The sequence below is a fragment of the Allorhizobium undicola ORS 992 = ATCC 700741 genome (assembly GCF_000621665.1).
Classification (GTDB): Bacteria; Pseudomonadota; Alphaproteobacteria; order Rhizobiales; family Rhizobiaceae; genus Allorhizobium; species Allorhizobium undicola.
Map to the genome: position 1 here is coordinate 133,453 of NZ_JHXQ01000004.1, position 17,773 is coordinate 151,225.

A 17,773-nucleotide genomic window follows, 5' to 3' on the forward strand; every position below is an offset into this window, starting at 1 on the left:
TTGCCCGGATGAGGCGCCAATTCGCTCACCCGATGACAAGCGGCGGAGGTGATGCCTCCGCCGCCTGACCTATGAAATTTTAGAGGTCGAGAACCAGACGTTCCGGATCTTCGAGGCTTTCCTTGACGCGTACCAGGAAGGTCACGGCTTCCTTGCCGTCAACGATGCGGTGGTCATAGGACAGAGCCAGATACATCATCGGACGGATGACGATCTGCCCGCCAACCACCACGGGACGTTCCTGGATCTTGTGCATTCCCAGAATACCCGATTGCGGCGCGTTCAGGATCGGCGACGACATCAGCGAGCCATAGACACCGCCATTGGTGATGGTGAAGGTGCCGCCCTGCATGTCGGCCATGGAAAGCGTATTGTCGCGGGCGGCCTTTGCCAGACGGCCGAGTTCCTTTTCCACGCCGGCAATCGACAGCTGATCGGCATCGCGGATAACCGGAACCACCAGGCCCTTGTCGGTGCCAACCGCCATGCCGACATGGCAGTAGTTCTTGTAGATGATGTCCGTGCCGTCGATTTCGGCGTTGATGGCCGGAAGCTCCTTCAGCGCGTGGGTGACGGCCTTGGTGAAGAAGCCCATGAAGCCCATCTTCACGCCATGCTTCTTTTCGAAGATGTCCTTGTAGCGGGCGCGCAGGTCCATCACGGCCTTCATATCCACCTCGTTATAGGTGGTCAGCATGGCGGCGGTGTTCTGGGCATCCTTCAGGCGCTTGGCAATGGTCTGGCGCAGGCGGGTCATCTTGACGCGCTCTTCGCGAACCTGATCGTCGGCCGAGGAAACCGGACGGGGTGCAGCGGCTGCGGCCGGAGCGGCCGAGGTGGTGCCCTTGGCGATGGCGGCGAGAACGTCACCCTTCAGCACCTGGCCACGCTTGCCCGAGCCATCGACATCAGCGGTGTTGATGTTGTTGTCAGCAGCGAGCTTGGCAGCGGCCGGAGCGGCCGGCATAGCGGTAGCCGGGGCAGAGGCGGCGGCAGCCGGAGCGGCAGGGGCGGCAGCGGGTGCGGCGGCAGCGGCAGGTGCCGAAGCCCCGGCCGAAGCGCCTTCGGCAATCTGGCCGAGCAGCGCGCCGAGACCAACGGTTTCGCCGTTCTGCGCAACGATTTCGGTCAGGACGCCGGATGCGGGTGCGGGAACTTCAACCGTCACCTTGTCGGTTTCCAGTTCGACGAGCGGCTCGTCAGCCTTCACGACATCGCCAACCTTCTTGAACCAGGTGCCGACGGTGGCTTCGCTGACGGATTCTCCCAGGGTGGGAACGCGGATTTCAGTGGCCATAATTAGGGTTCCATTGATCTATGGGCGTTTCGGGCGAAGAGAATGGCGGGCGGCCTCAGCCGCCCAGCGCATCTTCCAGGAAGGCTTCGAGCTGTGCGAGGTGCTTGGACATCAGGCCGGTTGCCGGAGAGGCAGCCGCCGGACGGCCGGTGTAGCGCACGCGCTGATACTTGGCATCGATATGCGCCAGAACCCATTCCAGATAGGGGTCGATGAAGGACCAGGCACCCATATTCTTGGGCTCTTCCTGGCACCATACCATCTCCGCATTGCGGAAGCGGGAAAGCTCATTGATCAGCGCCTTGGCCGGGAACGGATAGAGCTGTTCGATACGCAGCAGGTAGATGTCGTCGATGCCGCGCTTCTCGCGCTCTTCCAGCAGGTCGTAATAGACCTTGCCCGTGCACATGACGACGCGACGGATCTTGGCGTCCTTCTGAAGCTTGATCGGGCCATCCTTGATCATCTCTGCATCGTCCCACAGCAGGCGGTGGAACGAGCTTTCGCCCGCCATTTCCGCCAGCGTGGATTGCGCCCGCTTGTGGCGCAGTAGCGACTTCGGCGTCATCAGGATCAGCGGCTTGCGGAAGTCGCGCTTCATCTGGCGGCGCAGAATGTGGAAGTAGTTGGCGGGCGTGGTGCAGTTGGCAACCTGCATATTGTCTTCGGCGCACATCTGCAACCAGCGTTCCAGACGGGCGGAGGAGTGTTCCGGGCCCTGGCCTTCATAGCCATGCGGCAGCAGGCAGACGAGACCGGACATGCGCAGCCACTTGCGTTCACCGGACGAGATGAACTGGTCGAACACCACCTGCGCGCCGTTGGCGAAGTCGCCGAACTGCGCTTCCCACAGCGTCAGCGCGCTTGGACGCGCCAGCGAATAGCCGTATTCGAAGCCAAGCACGGCCTCTTCAGACAGCATCGAGTTGATGACTTCGTAGCGGGCCTGGTTGGGCGCCAGATTGGCAAGCGGAATATAGCGGTCTTCGGTTTCCTGATCATAGAGAACCGAATGGCGTTGCGAGAAGGTACCGCGCTCGCAATCCTGGCCGGACAGGCGGATCTTGTGGCCATCGAGCACCAGCGAACCGAAGGCCAGCGCTTCGGCCATGGCCCAATCGATGCCTTCACCCGTCTCGATCATCTGAGCGCGGTTTTCCATGAAGCGCTGGATGGTGCGGTGCGCCCGGAAGCCTTCCGGAATAGTCGAGAGCTTGCGGCCGATTTCCTTGAGGCTCTTCATCGGCACGGCGGTCTTGCCGCGGCGCTGCTCATCGGCATTGTCTGCCGCACGCAGGCCCGACCATGCGCCGTCCAGCCAGTCGGCCTTGTTCGGCTTGTAGGACTGACCAGCCTCGAACTCCTGTTCGAGATGCGCGCGCCAGTCGGCACGCATCTTTTCCAGTTCGCCTTCGGTGATCAGGCCTTCGGCGATCAGGCGATCGGCATAGAGCCGCACCACGGTCTTGTGGGCGCGGATTTCCTTGTACATCTTCGGCTGCGTGAAGCCCGGCTCATCGCCTTCGTTATGGCCGAAGCGGCGGTAGCAGAACATGTCCACGACAACCGGCTTGTGGAACTTCATGCGGTATTCGGTGGCAACCTTGGCCGCATAGACAACCGCTTCCGGATCATCGCCGTTGACGTGGAAGATCGGCGCCTCGATCATCTTGGCCACATCCGACGGATAGGGCGAAGAGCGCGAGAAGGCCGGATTGGTGGTGAAGCCAATCTGGTTGTTGATAATGAAATGCATGGTGCCTGCGACGCGATGGCCGCGAAGGCCGGACAGGCCGAGAATTTCGGCAACCACGCCCTGACCGGCAAAGGCTGCATCGCCATGGATCAGCAACGGCAGAACCTTGGCGCGCTCCTTGAGCGGGATGACATCGCCATCCCAGACCTTGGCCAGTTGGTCCTGCTTGGCGCGGGCCTTGCCCATGACCACCGGATTGACGATTTCAAGGTGCGACGGGTTGGCCGTCAGCGACAGATGCACTTTGTTATTGTCGAATTCACGGTCGGAGGAGGCACCGAGATGGTACTTCACGTCGCCCGAACCTTCCACTTCATCCGGCTTGAACGAACCGCCCTTGAACTCGTGGAAAACGGCGCGATGCGGCTTGTGCATCACATTGGTCAGCACGTTCAGGCGGCCACGGTGAGCCATGCCGAGAACGACTTCCTCAAGGCCTTCCTGACCACCGCGCTTGATGATCTGCTCCAGCGCCGGGATAAGCGATTCACCACCGTCGAGACCGAAGCGCTTGGTGCCCTTGTACTTGACGTCGATGAACTGCTCGAAGCCTTCCGCTTCGATCAGCTTGGAAAGAATGGCCTTCTTGCCCTGAGCGGTGAATTCAACGCCCTTGTCCGGACCTTCGATGCGTTCCTGAATCCACTGCTTTTCTTCTGGATTGGAGATATGCATGAATTCCACGCCGAGCGTGGTGCAGTAGGTGCGCTGCAAGATGTCGATCATTTCCGGGATCGTGGCATATTCCAGCCCCAGAACGTTATCGATGAAGATCTTGCGGCCGTAATCAGCTTCGGTGAAGCCATAATTTGCCGGCGAAAGCTCGTTGTAATCCTCGACAGGCGCTGCAAGCCCCAAGGGGTCCAGCTTGGCATGAAGATGGCCGCGCATACGGTAGGCGCGGATCATCATGATGGCGCGGACGCTATCGCGCGTCGCCTGGAGGACTTCCGCTTCGGAAACCGGCTTGCCTGCACTTGCGGCTGCGGCTTCAGCCTTGTCCTTCACCTTCTTTTCGATGGCCTTTTCGACCTGACCCCAGTTTCCGTCCAGCGCGGAAACCAGTTCGCCACCCGGCGTCAGGGGCCAGTTCTTCTTCTTCCACGAAGCGCCGCTTGCAGCTTTCTTCACATCGGCGGGACTATCGCCCAGCGCCTTGAAGAAGGCCTGCCATTCGGCAGAAACCGAATTCGGATCTTCCTCGTAGCGCGCATAAAGCTGCTCGATATAGATCGCATTCGCTCCATCCAGGAACGACGTGACCTGAAACTGCTCGTTGGCTTCTTGCCTTGCCATGGTTTTCTGCGGGCGCCGAAGCCCGCCTCCCGACTTGTGATCACACCGAATTTCGGTTTTCGCCTATGCCAGCCAAGGCTTGCGCTTCGCTGGAGAAGGAGCGAGTGCTCCGCAATTTGTCCGAAAGGTCTTGTCTCGAGCGAGGCGAGACCTTCCTTTTCAACGCGGGCAGGCCGCTTGAATGCGCCTGCCCGTGCTCACCATAAGGTGGTTCAGCCCTTCAGGACTTCAACCAACGTCTTGCCCAGACGTGCCGGGGATGGCGAAACCTTGATGCCAGCCGCTTCCATGGCTGCGATCTTGGATTCTGCATCGCCCTTGCCGCCGGAAACCACAGCACCGGCATGGCCCATGGTGCGGCCCTTCGGAGCGGTACGGCCCGCGATAAAGCCTGCCATCGGCTTCTTACGGCCCTTCTTGGCTTCGTCGATCAGGAACTGGGCGGCGTCTTCTTCCGCGGAACCACCGATTTCACCGATCATGATGATCGACTGGGTGGCTTCGTCGGCGAGGAACATTTCCAGCACGTCGATGAATTCGGTGCCCTTGACCGGGTCGCCGCCGATGCCGACAGCCGTCGTCTGGCCAAGACCTTCGTTGGAGGTCTGGAACACGGCTTCATAGGTCAGCGTTCCGGAACGCGAAACGATACCGACCGAACCCTTGCGGAAGATCGAGCCCGGCATGATGCCGATCTTGCACTCTTCCGGCGTCAGAATGCCCGGGCAGTTAGGGCCGAGCAGACGCGAGCTGGACTTTTCAAGCCGGGCCTTGACGCGCACCATGTCCATCACCGGAATACCTTCGGTGATGCAGGTGATGAAGGGGATTTCCGCGTCGATCGCCTCGATGATGGCGTCGGCAGCGCCTGCCGGCGGAACGTAGATCACGGATGCGTCTGCACCGGTCTTTTCCTTGGCTTCGGCAACGGTCGCGAAGATCGGCAGGGTTTCGCCCTTGGAGCCGGTCCAGTTTTCGCCACCCTTCTTCGGATGGATACCGCCGACCATCTGCGTGCCGTAATAGGCCAGCGCCTGTTCGGTGTGGAAGGTCCCGGTCTTGCCGGTCAGGCCCTGTACGAGGACCTTGGTGTTTTTATTGACGAGAATCGACATGTCTTGCGGTTCCTCAAATTAGCCGTTGATCGCCGCGACGATTTTCTTGGCAGCGTCGTCCAGATCGTCGGCCGCCGTGATGGCGAGGCCGGATTCGTTCAGCAGTTTCTTGCCGAGTTCGACATTGGTGCCTTCCAGGCGCACGACCAGCGGAACCTTGAGGCCGACTTCCTTGACGGCGGCGATCACGCCTTCGGCGATGACGTCGCACTTCATGATGCCGCCGAAAATGTTGACGAGGATGCCCTCGACCTTCGGATCAGCGGTAATGATCTTGAAGGCAGCCGCGACCTTCTCCTTGCCAGCGCCACCGCCGACGTCGCAGAAGTTTGCCGGCTCCTTGCCGTAAAGCTTGATGATGTCCATCGTTGCCATGGCGAGACCGGCGCCGTTGACCATGCAGCCGATATTGCCATCGAGGGCAACGTAAGCCAGATCCCACTTCGAGGCTTCGATTTCCTTGGAATCCTCTTCCGTTTCGTCACGCAGCGCACGCACGTCGTCGTGACGGAACAGCGCGTTGCCGTCGAAAGAGACCTTGGCGTCGAGAACGCGCAGATGGCCATCGGTCATGACAATCAGCGGATTGACTTCAAGAAGAGCCATGTCCTTCTCGTTGAAGGCCTTGTAAATCGCCGGGAAGAGCAACTTGGCATCTTCAAGCGCGACCCCTTCCAGCGCCAGCGCTGCGGAAATCTTTGCCACGTCCTCTGCCGTCACGCCGGTTTCCGGGTCGATGGCGATGGTGTGGATCTTTTCCGGCGTGTCATGGGCGACGGCTTCAATGTCCATGCCGCCTTCGGTGGAGACCACGAAGGCCACGCGGCCAACCGAACGATCCACCAGCAGCGAGCAGTAGAGTTCGCGGGAAATGTCGGCGCCGTCTTCGATGTAGAGACGGTTGACCTGCTTGCCAGCCTCACCCGTCTGGGCGGTGACGAGCGTATTGCCGAGCATGTCCTTGGCGTGCGCCACGACTTCCTCGATCGACTTCGCCAAACGGACGCCACCCTTGGCCTCAGGGCCAAGTTCCTTGAACTTGCCCTTGCCACGGCCACCGGCATGGATCTGACTCTTGACCACGTAAAGCGGGCCGGGAAGCTGCTTTGCGGCGGCCTCGGCTTCGTCCGCGGAAAGAATTGCCACGCCTTTGGCAACCGGTGCGCCGTAGCCCTTCAAAAGAGCCTTGGCCTGATATTCATGAATGTTCATCGTCTGGTCCTATCGTTGGGCCTTAGATCGGAAATGAAATGCGAAAGAAGGCGGGCGCCTTTCAGCCCCCGCCATCGCATGTCGCACGGATTACTTGAGAGCGGGCGCGATGTTAGCGCAGGCCTCGCAAAGACCGGCAACGGCGCCGACCGACTTGTCGAACCCGGCCTGCTCTTCCTTGTTGAGGTCGATCTCGATAACGCGCTCGACGCCGCCCTCACCGATGACGACAGGAACGCCGACATACATGTCCTTCACGCCGTACTGGCCGGAGAGATAGGCGGCGCAAGGCAGAACGCGCTTCTTGTCCTTGAGGTAGGCTTCAGCCATCTCGATTGCGGAAGCCGCCGGCGCATAATAGGCCGAACCGGTCTTCAGCAGGCCGACGATTTCGGCGCCACCGTCACGGGTGCGCTGAATGATCTGCTCCAGACGCTCTTCCGTCGTCCAGCCGAGCTTGACGAGATCGGTCAGCGGAATGCCGGCAACCGTCGAGTAGCGCGCCAGCGGAACCATGGTATCGCCGTGGCCGCCAAGCACGAAGGCGGTAACGTCCTGAACGGAAACGTTGAATTCCTCGGCAATGAACAGGCGGAAGCGCGAGCTGTCCAGAACGCCAGCCATGCCGACGACCTTGTTGGCCGGAAGGCCGGAAAACTTTTGCAGCGCCCAGACCATGGCGTCGAGCGGGTTGGTGATGCAGATCACGAAGGCGTTGGGGGCATATTTCTTGATGCCCGCACCAACCTGCTCCATAACCTTGAGGTTGATGCCAAGCAGGTCATCGCGGCTCATGCCGGGCTTGCGCGGCACGCCTGCGGTGACGATGCACACATCGGCGCCTTCGATGGCGGCGTAATCGCTCGCGCCCGTCAGCTTGGCATTGAAACCATCGACCGGGGAGGACTGGGCAATGTCGAGGCCTTTGCCCTGCGGAACGCCATCGGCAATATCGAACAGAACGATGTCGCCCAGTTCCTTGAGGCCGGCGAGATGCGCCAGCGTGCCGCCGATCATTCCAGAACCAATGAGTGCGATCTTTTTGCGCGCCATGAAGAGCTTCCTTTTCAGATCCGTGACAAGGCGGCTTCAGTTTCGAAAGCCCTGCCTTTGCGGGTATTCGCATAGCCCGGACCGGAAAAAATGGCAACTGATATTTATCGAATGAGGTTTTTCAATCGGTTAGACATTATTTTTCTTACGTAAAGGTAAGAATTTTGGTCACGAATTCTTCACGTTTCGGCGCTTTCGTCTTCACGTGCCGAAAGATAGTCGCGGCTGCGCATTTCGAAGAGCCGCGAAACTGTGCGGTCGAACTCGAAACCTTCCGTACCCTTGCGCACCGTCAGCAACTTTTCCGGTTCCACGACGGCGGATGCGTGAAGATGGACATGGTGATCGTAGAGCGCATCGATCAGGATGATGAAACGTTTGGTCTCATTGCGGCGGTCGGCATTCAACACCGGAATGTGATCGATGAATATCCGCTCGAAGCGCTCTGCAATTGCCAGGAAATCGACAGCGCCGAGTGGCGCCTCGCACAGCTCCGCAAAAGTGAACCGCGCCATCCTTCCCACGGCCCGGCGAACCTTTATGCTGCGCCCTTTCATGGCAATCTCGATCGCTTGTTCCGGCTCGCCAGCAGCCATCATCGCCCAGGCCTGATCCATCCGCCGATCCGTATCCGGTCCCAGCGGCGAGAGGTAGACTGGCAGATGATCGCCTTTCTCCAGACGGTAGTCATTGGGCGAGTCCAGCGAAAGAACATCGACATATTGCTTCAGCAGACCGACGAAAGGCAGAAAAAGGCTACGGTTGAGGCCATTGGGATAGAGATTGTCCGGCTCGACATTCGACGTGGCAATCAACGTGCAGCCTCGGGCGAAAAGCTCGGTAAAAAGCCGCGACAGGATCATCGCGTCGGCAATATCCGTCACCGTGAATTCATCGAAGCAGAGCAATTCGGCTTCCGCTGCGATCTGCTCGGCAACGGGGGGCACGGGATCGGCCTGTTTCGTCTCGCCGCTCTTGAGCTTCTGGCGGTGGGCGTGGATGCGATTATGCACATCCGCCATGAACTCATGGAAATGCGCCCGTCGCTTCCGTTCGACCGGCGCCATTTCAAAGAAAAGGTCCATCAGCATGGTTTTACCACGACCGACGCTGCCGTGGACATAAAGACCCTTTATGCCTTGCCCACTCGCCCGCCGCCGGGCGAATATCCAGCCGAGGGCAGAGGATTTGCGGGCCGGCTTGCGGGCTTTGAGTTCGCTCAGCACCCGATCCAGTTGCTCCGCCACCGCCATCTGCGCCGGGTCGGCCTTGAGAGCCCCCGTATGTGTCCGGCGTTTCAGCTCCTCGCTGACGCTATGGGCATAGTCGGGAACAGGCTGCATGGAAAAAGGCTCCGGAAGACGGGAGATGCCGCCAGCCAGCCAGGGCGGCCAGCCTTGTCGATGGCATAAAAAAGGCCATGGCCTGCCGCCATGGCCTCAAAGACGATCAACGGCTCAGGCTGATTGGCTGGCCGTTACTGGATGAACCGCTGAAGCGGTTGTCCGCCGCCTTGTAAAGCGTGGCAATGACATTGCCGTCACGGTCCTTCAGCATAAGTTGCTTGTTGCCCACTTCCCAGGAGCCCATGGCCGTCAGCGGCCCCGCGCAACCGCGCGTACCACCGCGCGAACCGCTGCCGAGATTGGTCAGCGTCAGGAACATGTCGCAGCTCGCACCGCCATTGGCGACTTTCCAGTTACCGACCAGTTGCTCCTTGGTGAAATCCATCGCACTTGCGGGAGCAGATGCATTGGGCGTCAGGGAAGCCTGCTGGTTGGTGGCGGGAGCGGCAGGAAATTGCGAACTGTCAGCCGTGGGAGGCGCAAGCTGGCCGGCTTGCACCGGCGTCACCGGCTGCGCCTGAAGCGGGGGTAAAGAGGAGGAACCATAATCGCTGGACGTACGCTGACATCCTGACAAGGCAAGCACGGCAGCAACACCTGCCGCAGCGAATTTCAGATTCATCCTGTTACTCCTGAATGTTTGCATATCGGAAAGCAACGAAGCCGGTTCCTTGCAGCATCTGCGCGGCGCACGAGCAAAAACGCGCAAACGTTACCGCCAAACTCCACATGGAATCAAGTCAGACCTCTCTTTTGCGGCAAAAGACAGGCAAATCGCAAATCCCGCCCACCGGCTTCGATACCGTGTGGGCGGGAAGTCGCTTGTCGCTTCCGTTGGAAAAGCCATAGAGGGGTTCTGGGTTTCACTGAATCCCTGAACCGATCCGACTTTTTGCATCTCGGCATTTGCTCCGGTAAACCGGATTCCACCTTTCTCAGCACGATGCTTTAGAAGCGGCGCTCCAGCATCATCTTCTTGATCTCCGCGATCGCCTTGGCCGGGTTGAGCCCCTTCGGACAGGCTTGCGCGCAGTTCATGATGGTGTGGCAGCGATAAAGGCGGAACGGATCTTCCAGATTGTCCAGACGCTCACCCTTGGCCTCGTCACGGCTGTCGATCAGCCAGCGATAGGCCTGAAGCAGAACGGCGGGGCCGAGATAGCGGTCGCCATTCCACCAGTAGCTCGGGCAGGAGGTGGAGCAGCAGGCGCAGAGAATGCACTCATAGAGACCATCCAGCTTGAGACGGTCTTCGTGGCTCTGCTTCCACTCCTTGGCAGGCGTCGGGGAAACCGTCTTCAACCAGGGCTCGATGGAGCGGTGCTGGGCGTAGAAGTTGGTCAGATCCGGCACGAGATCCTTCACCACCGGCATATGCGGCAGCGGATAGATCTTCACGGTACCGTTCACGTCGTCCATGCCCTTGGTGCAGGCCAGCGTGTTGGTGCCGTCGATGTTCATGGCGCAGGAGCCGCAAATGCCCTCGCGACAGGAGCGGCGGAAGGTCAGCGTCGGGTCGATCTTGTTCTTGATGTAGAGCAGACCGTCCAGCACCATCGGGCCGCAATCATCCAGATCGACGTAATAGGTGTCGATGCGGGGATTGGCCTCGTCATCCGGGCTCCAGCGGTAAATCCGGTATTCCCGCAGGTTCTTCGCGCCTGCGGGCTTGGGCCAGACCTTGCCTTCGCTGACCTGAGAATTCTTGGGAAGAGTAATTTCTACCATCTCATTGTCCTCAAATCAGTAGACGCGGGCCTTGGGCGCGATCTTCTTGGGATCGATACCTTCGGCAATCAGATCGGTATGCACGGGACGATAATCCAGCTTCACGTCACCGGCCTCGGAGACCCAGGCCAGCGTGTGCTTGCGCCAGTTGTCATCGTCACGGCCACCCAGCGGACCGTCCTTGTAATCCTCGCGGGCGTGCGCGCCACGGCTTTCCTTGCGCGCTTCCGCGCCAAATACCGTGGTGATGGCGTTTGGCATGAGGTTGTGCAGTTCCAGCGTTTCCACGAGGTCGGAATTCCAGATCATCGAACGGTCCGTGACCTTGATGTCAGACATTTCCGTCCAGATCGCGCTCAGACGCTGGCAACCGCTTTCCAGCGATTCCTGCGTGCGGAACACGGCGGCATCTTCCTGCATGGCGCGCTGCATCTTGTCGCGCAGAACGGCGGTCGGCGTCTGGCCGGAGGCATGACGCAGGCCATCGAAACGGTCCATGATCGCGTCGCAGGCCGCCGTATCGAGAGCCGGAATGGCCTCGTTGCGGTTGATGACCTCTGCGGCCCGAATCGCGGCAGCGCGACCGAAGACCACAAGGTCAATCAGCGAGTTCGAGCCGAGACGGTTGGCGCCATGCACCGAGGCGCAGCCCGCTTCGCCCACGGCCATCAGGCCGGGCGCGATACGCTCCGGGTTCTGGCCATCGGCATTCAGCACTTCGCCCCAGTAATTGGTGGGAATGCCGCCCATGTTGTAATGCACCGTCGGCAGAACCGGGATCGGCTCGCGCGTCACATCGACGCCCGCGAAGATCTTGGCGCTTTCGGAAATACCGGGCAGACGCTCATGCAGCACCGCCGGATCGAGGTGATCCAGATGCAGGAAGATGTGGTCCTTGTTCTTGCCAACGCCGCGGCCCTCGCGGATTTCCATGGTCATGCAGCGCGACACGACGTCACGCGAGGCAAGATCCTTGGCCGAAGGCGCATAACGCTCCATGAAGCGCTCGCCTTCGGAGTTGACGAGATAGCCGCCTTCGCCGCGCGCGCCTTCGGTGATGAGGCAGCCCGCGCCGTAAATGCCGGTCGGGTGGAACTGCACGAATTCCATGTCTTGCAAGGGCAGGCCTGCGCGGGCAATCATGCCGCCGCCGTCACCGGTGCAGGTGTGGGCGGAGGTGGCCGAGAAATAGGCGCGGCCATAGCCGCCCGTCGCCAGAACCACCATTTTGGCGGAGAAGCGGTGGATGGTGCCGTCATCGAGGTTCCAGGCCACGACGCCGGTGCAGCGGCCATCGGCGCTCATGATGAGGTCGAGCGCGAAATATTCGATGAAGAATTCAGCGTTGTTCTTCAGCGACTGGCCGTAAAGCGTGTGCAGGATGGCGTGGCCGGTGCGGTCGGCAGCCGCGCAGGTGCGCTGCACGGGCGGGCCTTCGCCGTAATTCTGCATGTGCCCGCCGAAGGGGCGCTGATAAATCTTGCCTTCCTCGTTACGCGAGAAGGGCACGCCGTAATGCTCAAGCTCATAGACGGCCTTCGGCGCTTCCATGGCGAGATACTGCATGGCGTCCACGTCGCCCAGCCAGTCGGAACCCTTCACGGTGTCGTAAAGGTGCCACTGCCAGCAGTCCGGCGTCATGTTGGTGAGTGAAGCAGCGATACCGCCCTGGGCGGCAACGGTGTGCGAACGGGTGGGGAAGACCTTGGTGATGCAGGCAGTCTTGAAGCCCTGCTCGGCCATGCCGAGCGTGGCGCGGAGACCCGCGCCGCCTGCGCCGACGACGACGACATCGTAGGCATGATCGACATAGGTATAGGCCTTGCCGTTTTGTGCGGGAGAAGCTGTGCTAGCCATTTTGAATTATCCTACGAATGCGATCTTCAAGATGGCGAAGAGACAGAGGGCACCCACCGCGACCGTAAAGAACGTATTGAGCATCAGGAGGATCATCTTGAAGATTTCCCGATGAATGTAATCCTCGATAATCACCTGCATACCGAGGCGCATATGGATCAGCGCCGACAATACGACCAGCCCCATGACCACCGCCACCAGCGGGTTGGACAGGGCCGCGACTACCTCTGCATAGGGCGCGCCGGCGTGAATGAGCATGAAGATGATGAAGAACAGCATGAGCGGCACGTTGGAAACGGCCGTAATGCGCTGGCGCCAGAAATGCTCCGTGCCATCCTTGGCCGAGCCGAGCCCGCGCACCTTGCCGAGCGGAGTACGCATATCCATGGAATTACCTCAGCGAATGATGAATGCGACGATCCAGACCAGGATGGTCAGGGTCACGGAACTGATGATGGTGGCCTTGGCGAGCTTGGTGGTGAAGCTCTTCTCGAAGCCATACCCCATGTCCCACATCAGATGGCGAAGCCCGCCGACCATGTGGTGGATGAGCGCCCAGCTGTAACCGAACAGCACGATTTTGCCGAGGAAAGTGCCCATGATCCACGAAACCGTATCATAGGCGCCCGCCCCCATGGATGCGGCAATAAGCCATGCTGCAACCAGAAGCGTTCCGAAATAGAGTGCCCCGGCCGTGATGCGATGCACGATGGACATCACCATGGTCGGAATGGGTTTGTATATTTGCAGATGCGGCGACAACGGCCGTTGTTTTGTCACGTTCGCCATCTAAACCTCGCGGCGTTCATAAGCTGGCTGTCAAGGAAACAGCGTGAATATAGAGCGCACCCCGACGGGGTACAGGTCAGGTTCCATGGACCTTTAATCCTACCGGCATGTCTGGACAAGGCGAATTAACACCAGACTTCCATTTTAATCGATTGGGAAAACCGGACGAAGACCAAGGGTGAAGACCACCTATTCTGACATGGATTCCTGAACAGAAAATCAACCATGTTACGCTGCAAAGCGGTCCCTGGATCACACCCCTTGATTTGCACCCCGGTTTGGTTAATTTTCTCTTGATTGCATTGTCCGGCGCCCTCACGATTCCGAAGCAATTGTTTTGCCGGACATGCCCAGAACCGAAGATCCGGAGGCCAGACATGCCCGCTTTCATGGCCCTTTTCTGGCTCTTGACCGTTATGCCGATGTCGTTTTCACCGGCATCGGCAGCAAGCGGCAATCCCGCCTTTGAAAGCGCCCGTCATGGCGCTTCGGGCCTTTATGCCAGCGCACATCGAGAACGCTCCGCCGTCATTTACGGTCAGTGGGTGGTGCGCATGGCTGCAAGGGAAAACCGCCCGCAGCTTGCACCGAAGGCCCGGATCATCCACGTGGATGAAAGCACGCCATCGCGAAGCTGCATTTTTCAGGCCGGTGTCTGCATCCTCAAGTAAGCGCCTGTGCCTTAGAGCCTTTCACTGTTTCACGGAAACGATGAAAGGCTCTAACTGTTTGTTTTTACGCATTTCGGACGGAAAACCGGTTTCCACTTTTCCTGAAAATGCTCTAGACTACGATCCTGCGACGAAACGCCACACGGTCGTCTTCTTCACTTCACTGTCTTCCAACGCCCGCGTTACCGGCACTTCATAGGTGGCAAGCGGCTGAAACCCCTGGCGGGGAAAATAGCTGCGGCCGGGATCTCCAACCAGCACCATGACGCCTGAGGCCGAAACTGCGGCAAACCACGGCATGAGACGGTCGCAGAAATCGCGGTCATAGAAGACATCGCCAGCCAGAAGCACATCGGCATCGAGCGGTTGGCCGATCCTGTCATCTGCGTGGAAATCGATTGCCACGCCATTGGCGGCAGCATTCAGCCGGACGGCTGCACCGGTGAAGGGGTCGATGTCGAGCGCCGTTACGGATTTTGCCCCCGCACGCGCCGCGGCAATCGCCACAAGGCCGGAGCCGGTGGCGAAATCCACCACGCGCCGGCCCCGCACACAGTGCGGATTGTCCAGCACATAGCGCGCCAACCCCTGCCCGCCCGCCCAGGCAAAAGCCCAGAAAGGCGGCGGCAGGCCGATTTCCGCCAGATCCTCCTCGGTCTTCTGCCAGAGATCATGCACCTCGCTGGCCAGATGCAGCTTTATTTCCGGCACATGCGGCGGCGCGGCCAGCGACGTGTTCTGGCGGATGAACTGTTCGGGATCGATCCGCACCAGCTCAGACCGGCGGGTTTTCAAGGCCGCCCATGCGGCAAACCTCGAGATATTCCTCATGCGTTACCGGCTGGACAGAAAGACGCATGGATGTGACCAGCGACATCTCCGCCAGTTTCGGATTTGCCTTCACATCCTTGAGGCTCACGGGCCGGGGCATGTCGCAGACGGCGCGAATGTCCACGCATTCCCAGCGCGGATCGTCGGTGGTGGTATCGGGATGGGCCAGGGCGCAAACCTCAGTGATGCCGACGACTTCCAGCCCCTCGTTGGAATGATAGAAAAAGCCCTTGTCGCCGATTTGCATGGCCCGCATGTTGTTGCGCGCCAGATAATTGCGCACGCCATCCCACTGCTCGCCTGCCGCGCCTTTTGCCTTCAGCATGGCCCAGGAAAACTTGAAGGGCTCGGATTTGTAAAGCCAGAACGCCATGACGTCTCATGCCTCGGGATTGTTGAAGATCCAGTTGTAGGGGCGGATTTCGACGGTCTCGAACAAGCCTGCCTTGGCGTAAGGATCTTCTCCGGCAATCGATTTCGCCTCTTCTAGCGTCTGCGCCTTGATGATCAGCATCGAGCCGCAGGGCTTGCCATCGCCATCGAGGAACGGTCCGGCGATTTTCAGAACGCCCTCGGCGTTCAGCCCGTTCAGCCATTCCACATGCGGCGGGCGGGTGGCCATGCGCAAATCGAGATGGCCGGGCTTGTCGTTGCAGATGACGGCAAACAGCATGTCATTACTCCGTGGTGATCGGGCGGGTCATCAATGCTTCCACTGCCCTGTCGATATTGAGGGAACCTTCGATGATAGCCGCCACGGCCTGCGTGATCGGCATTTCAACCTGATAATGCTCCGCCAGCCTGGCGGCAACGGCAGCCGCAAAGGCGCCCTCCACCAGCGAGGAGCCGTGAAGCCCAGGCCCTTCGCCCCGCGCCAGCGCCAGACCGTAGCGCAGATTGCGGGACTGGTGGCTGGTGGCGGTGAGAACGAGATCGCCAAGACCTGAAAGGCCGCGCAAGGTATCCGCCCTGCCCCCCATGGCCTCGGCCAGCCGCGACATTTCCGCCAGCCCGCGCGAGATCAGGGCGGCCCGCGCCGACTCGCCCAGCCCCCGCCCCTCCACCATGCCGCAGGCAATGGCCAGAACATTCTTCAGCGCTCCGCCAAGCTGCACGCCAATCCGGTCGTCGGAGGCATAGAGGCGGAATGTGCGGGTGGAAAGCGCGCGGGCAGCCTCTTCCGCAAGCGCCATGGATCCGGCCGCCAGCGCCATTGCCGTGGGTAGCCCACGGGAAATATCCATTGCAAAACCGGGCCCGGAAAGCACAAGCACGGGGTGATGCGGCAGCTTTTCCTCCAGAACATCGCTCAAAAGGCGCGTACTGCCGCGATCTATGCCCTTTGCACAGCTCACCACCATGGCCTCCGGCGCAAGATAGGGGCCGTAGGAAAGAGCGGCATCGGCCTGCGCCTGCGAAGGCATGGCGAAAAGCACGACATCGGCCTGGGAAATGACCTCGGCTTCGGCGGAAAAAGTCAAGGTGTCGGGCAGGGAAACGCCGGGCAGAGCGGCATCATGGCGGCGGTCATTGGAAAGATCGGCCATCAAGGCGGCATCCCGCCCCACGAGTACCACGTCTGCGCGCCCTTCAAGGGCCAGAACCGCAGCCAGCGCTGTGCCGAAGGCCCCGGCACCGACCACTGCCACCTGTGCTTGCATCATGCCTTGGCACCCCGCTTGCCATAGCCGATCAGCGCCTGTGCCTGCCTGTCCAGCGGCCAGCGGGACCGTGGCGCCGTGGCATTATCGTCGGCGGGAAGGCCAAGCGCCATGCGCTCAAGCCCCGCCCAGGCAATCATCGCCGCATTATCGGTGCAAAGATGATGCGGCGGCGCGATGAAGCGGAAACCATGCCGCTCGCACAGTCCAAGAAGGGCAGCCCGCAGGGCCTTGTTGGCGGCAACGCCACCCGCCACGACCAGCGCGGGCTTTTCCGGCATATCGGGAAATTCCTCGTGAAAGCGCTGCAATCCACGGCCGATCCTCTCATCCATGGTGCGCACGATGGCGCGCTGGAAGGAGGCGCATATATCGGCAATATCCTTCTGCGTCACCGGGGCCGCCGCCTCGGCCGCCTGCCGGACGGCGGTTTTCAGCCCGGAAAAGGAAAAATCGAGCCGCGCCTCACCCACCAGCGGTCGAGGAAAGGTGAAGCGCTTTTCATCCCCGCCAGCCGCCGCACGTTCCACGGCAGGGCCGCCGGGATAGGGCAGCCCCAGAAGCTTGGCGGTCTTGTCGAAGGCCTCTCCCAGCGCATCGTCAATGGTCGTTCCCCAGCGCACATAATCGCCCACGCCCCGCACCAGTACCAGCTGCGTATGGCCGCCGGATACCAGAAGCATCAGAAAGGGAAACTCCACACCATCCGTCAGCCGCGCCGTCAGCGCATGGCCTTCCAGATGGTTGATGGCGTAAAGCGGCTTGTTCCAGGCGCGCGCGATGGCCTTGCCGGTCATCAGGCCGACAATCAGCCCGCCAATCAGCCCCGGCCCCGCAGTCGCGGCAATGGCATCGATATTGTCAGGCCCCGCACCTGCCTTGGCCAGCGCCTCCTCCACCAGAACGTCCAGCGCCTCGACATGGGCGCGGGCGGCGATTTCCGGCACCACGCCGCCATAGGCGCTATGCTCGTCCAATTGGCTCAGCACCACGTCGGACAGGATTTCGCCACGGCCATCGGCATGGCGCAGCACCACGGAGGCAGCGGTTTCGTCGCAGCTCGTTTCAATTCCAAGTATTCTCAAGACGGGTGCCATATGCCAGAAGATCAATCGAATGGAGTGATTGCAGCGCGATCAAAAGACGGATACGCCGCTGTCG

General features: G+C 60.4%; 17 protein-coding genes. 1 reads left to right on the plus strand and 16 read right to left on the minus strand.

What is annotated here, in order from left to right; translation table 11 throughout:
* Positions 1 to 79: 79 nt before the first annotated feature.
* The 11 genes from odhB to sdhC form a co-directional block, all read right to left on the minus strand.
* Positions 80 to 1,297 carry a 2-oxoglutarate dehydrogenase complex dihydrolipoyllysine-residue succinyltransferase gene (gene odhB, locus T424_RS0106225; protein ID WP_027486964.1) on the minus strand — a complete coding sequence of 406 codons (1,218 nt, stop codon included), beginning with the start codon at positions 1,295 to 1,297 and terminating at the stop codon, positions 80 to 82.
* A 55-nt stretch (positions 1,298 to 1,352) separates the two neighbouring features.
* Positions 1,353 to 4,349 carry a 2-oxoglutarate dehydrogenase E1 component gene (locus tag T424_RS0106230; protein WP_027486965.1) on the minus strand — a complete coding sequence of 999 codons (2,997 nt, stop codon included), beginning with the start codon at positions 4,347 to 4,349 and terminating at the stop codon, positions 1,353 to 1,355.
* Between the two features lie 212 nt (positions 4,350 to 4,561).
* Positions 4,562 to 5,464 carry a succinate--CoA ligase subunit alpha gene (gene sucD / locus T424_RS0106235; RefSeq protein ID WP_027486966.1) on the minus strand — a complete coding sequence of 301 codons (903 nt, stop codon included), beginning with the start codon at positions 5,462 to 5,464 and terminating at the stop codon, positions 4,562 to 4,564.
* An 18-nt stretch (positions 5,465 to 5,482) separates the two neighbouring features.
* Entirely contained in the window at positions 5,483 to 6,676 is a 1,194-nt protein-coding gene (sucC, locus tag T424_RS0106240) for an ADP-forming succinate--CoA ligase subunit beta (protein WP_027486967.1), read from the minus strand.
* Positions 6,677 to 6,766: 90 nt separating this feature from the next.
* Positions 6,767 to 7,729, minus strand: a complete 963-nt coding sequence (gene mdh / locus T424_RS0106245; protein ID WP_027486968.1) for a malate dehydrogenase — start codon at positions 7,727 to 7,729, stop codon at positions 6,767 to 6,769.
* A gap of 179 nt (positions 7,730 to 7,908) precedes the next feature.
* Positions 7,909 to 9,072 carry a cell division protein ZapE gene (gene zapE, locus T424_RS0106250; protein WP_027486969.1) on the minus strand — a complete coding sequence of 388 codons (1,164 nt, stop codon included), beginning with the start codon at positions 9,070 to 9,072 and terminating at the stop codon, positions 7,909 to 7,911.
* A 106-nt stretch (positions 9,073 to 9,178) separates the two neighbouring features.
* Positions 9,179 to 9,697 carry a protease inhibitor Inh/omp19 family protein gene (locus T424_RS0106255; RefSeq protein WP_027486970.1) on the minus strand — a complete coding sequence of 173 codons (519 nt, stop codon included), beginning with the start codon at positions 9,695 to 9,697 and terminating at the stop codon, positions 9,179 to 9,181.
* Positions 9,698 to 10,023: 326 nt separating this feature from the next.
* Positions 10,024 to 10,803 carry a succinate dehydrogenase iron-sulfur subunit gene (locus T424_RS0106260; protein ID WP_027486971.1) on the minus strand — a complete coding sequence of 260 codons (780 nt, stop codon included), beginning with the start codon at positions 10,801 to 10,803 and terminating at the stop codon, positions 10,024 to 10,026.
* Between the two features lie 15 nt (positions 10,804 to 10,818).
* Complete coding sequence (gene sdhA / locus T424_RS0106265) at positions 10,819 to 12,660, minus strand: succinate dehydrogenase flavoprotein subunit (RefSeq protein WP_027486972.1); 1,842 nt, start codon at positions 12,658 to 12,660, stop codon at positions 10,819 to 10,821.
* 6 nt (positions 12,661 to 12,666) lie between these two features.
* Complete coding sequence (gene sdhD / locus T424_RS0106270; protein WP_027486973.1) at positions 12,667 to 13,047, minus strand: succinate dehydrogenase, hydrophobic membrane anchor protein; 381 nt, start codon at positions 13,045 to 13,047, stop codon at positions 12,667 to 12,669.
* Positions 13,048 to 13,056: 9 nt separating this feature from the next.
* The gene (gene sdhC, locus T424_RS0106275) at positions 13,057 to 13,449 is read right to left on the minus strand and encodes a succinate dehydrogenase, cytochrome b556 subunit (protein ID WP_027486974.1); all 393 of its coding nucleotides are present in this window, start codon (positions 13,447 to 13,449) and stop codon (positions 13,057 to 13,059) included.
* A 377-nt stretch (positions 13,450 to 13,826) separates the two neighbouring features.
* Here sdhC and T424_RS0106280 point away from each other — a divergent pair, with 377 nt between their 5' ends.
* A complete protein-coding gene (locus tag T424_RS0106280; protein ID WP_027486975.1) occupies positions 13,827 to 14,120 on the plus strand; it encodes a hypothetical protein in 294 nt (97 codons plus the stop codon).
* Between the two features lie 117 nt (positions 14,121 to 14,237).
* On the opposite strand, the gene T424_RS0106285 is transcribed toward T424_RS0106280, so the two are convergent.
* Genes T424_RS0106285 through tsaD form a run of 5 tightly spaced genes read right to left on the minus strand, consistent with a single transcriptional unit; the run spans position 14,238 to position 17,709 of the window.
* A complete protein-coding gene (locus T424_RS0106285) occupies positions 14,238 to 14,891 on the minus strand; it encodes a class I SAM-dependent methyltransferase (protein WP_027486976.1) in 654 nt (217 codons plus the stop codon).
* A gap of 4 nt (positions 14,892 to 14,895) precedes the next feature.
* Positions 14,896 to 15,324, minus strand: a complete 429-nt coding sequence (locus T424_RS0106290; protein ID WP_027486977.1) for an EVE domain-containing protein — start codon at positions 15,322 to 15,324, stop codon at positions 14,896 to 14,898.
* Positions 15,325 to 15,330: 6 nt separating this feature from the next.
* Positions 15,331 to 15,624, minus strand: coding sequence for a YciI-like protein (locus T424_RS0106295; RefSeq protein ID WP_027486978.1), 294 nt, complete (start codon positions 15,622 to 15,624; stop codon positions 15,331 to 15,333).
* A 4-nt stretch (positions 15,625 to 15,628) separates the two neighbouring features.
* Positions 15,629 to 16,612: an NAD(P)H-dependent glycerol-3-phosphate dehydrogenase gene (locus T424_RS0106300; RefSeq protein ID WP_027486979.1), complete on the minus strand. Its 984-nt coding sequence runs from the start codon at positions 16,610 to 16,612 to the stop codon at positions 15,629 to 15,631.
* Entirely contained in the window at positions 16,612 to 17,709 is a 1,098-nt protein-coding gene (gene tsaD / locus T424_RS0106305) for a tRNA (adenosine(37)-N6)-threonylcarbamoyltransferase complex transferase subunit TsaD (protein ID WP_027486980.1), read from the minus strand. Before tsaD ends, T424_RS0106300 begins: the two co-directional genes overlap by 1 nt.
* Between the last annotated feature and the right edge of the window lie 64 nt (positions 17,710 to 17,773).

Excerpts from the sequence above, each read along its gene's own strand:
- sucD (WP_027486966.1), bottom strand. The coding sequence starts at position 5,464 with ATGTCGATTCTCGTCAATAAAAACACCAAGGTCCTCGTACAGGGCCTG.
- T424_RS0106260 (WP_027486971.1), bottom strand. The coding sequence starts at position 10,803 with ATGGTAGAAATTACTCTTCCCAAGAATTCTCAGGTCAGCGAAGGCAAG.
- zapE (WP_027486969.1), bottom strand. The coding sequence starts at position 9,072 with ATGCAGCCTGTTCCCGACTATGCCCATAGCGTCAGCGAGGAGCTGAAA.
- sdhD (WP_027486973.1), bottom strand. The coding sequence starts at position 13,047 with ATGGATATGCGTACTCCGCTCGGCAAGGTGCGCGGGCTCGGCTCGGCC.
- odhB (WP_027486964.1), bottom strand. The coding sequence starts at position 1,297 with ATGGCCACTGAAATCCGCGTTCCCACCCTGGGAGAATCCGTCAGCGAA.
- T424_RS0106255 (WP_027486970.1), bottom strand. The coding sequence starts at position 9,697 with ATGAATCTGAAATTCGCTGCGGCAGGTGTTGCTGCCGTGCTTGCCTTG.
- T424_RS0106230 (WP_027486965.1), bottom strand. The coding sequence starts at position 4,349 with ATGGCAAGGCAAGAAGCCAACGAGCAGTTTCAGGTCACGTCGTTCCTG.
- tsaD (WP_027486980.1), bottom strand. The coding sequence starts at position 17,709 with ATGGCACCCGTCTTGAGAATACTTGGAATTGAAACGAGCTGCGACGAA.
- T424_RS0106295 (WP_027486978.1), bottom strand. The coding sequence starts at position 15,624 with ATGCTGTTTGCCGTCATCTGCAACGACAAGCCCGGCCATCTCGATTTG.
- T424_RS0106300 (WP_027486979.1), bottom strand. The coding sequence starts at position 16,612 with ATGCAAGCACAGGTGGCAGTGGTCGGTGCCGGGGCCTTCGGCACAGCG.
- sdhA (WP_027486972.1), bottom strand. The coding sequence starts at position 12,660 with ATGGCTAGCACAGCTTCTCCCGCACAAAACGGCAAGGCCTATACCTAT.
- T424_RS0106290 (WP_027486977.1), bottom strand. The coding sequence starts at position 15,324 with ATGGCGTTCTGGCTTTACAAATCCGAGCCCTTCAAGTTTTCCTGGGCC.
- mdh (WP_027486968.1), bottom strand. The coding sequence starts at position 7,729 with ATGGCGCGCAAAAAGATCGCACTCATTGGTTCTGGAATGATCGGCGGC.
- sdhC (WP_027486974.1), bottom strand. The coding sequence starts at position 13,449 with ATGGCGAACGTGACAAAACAACGGCCGTTGTCGCCGCATCTGCAAATA.
- T424_RS0106280 (WP_027486975.1), top strand. The coding sequence starts at position 13,827 with ATGCCCGCTTTCATGGCCCTTTTCTGGCTCTTGACCGTTATGCCGATG.
- sucC (WP_027486967.1), bottom strand. The coding sequence starts at position 6,676 with ATGAACATTCATGAATATCAGGCCAAGGCTCTTTTGAAGGGCTACGGC.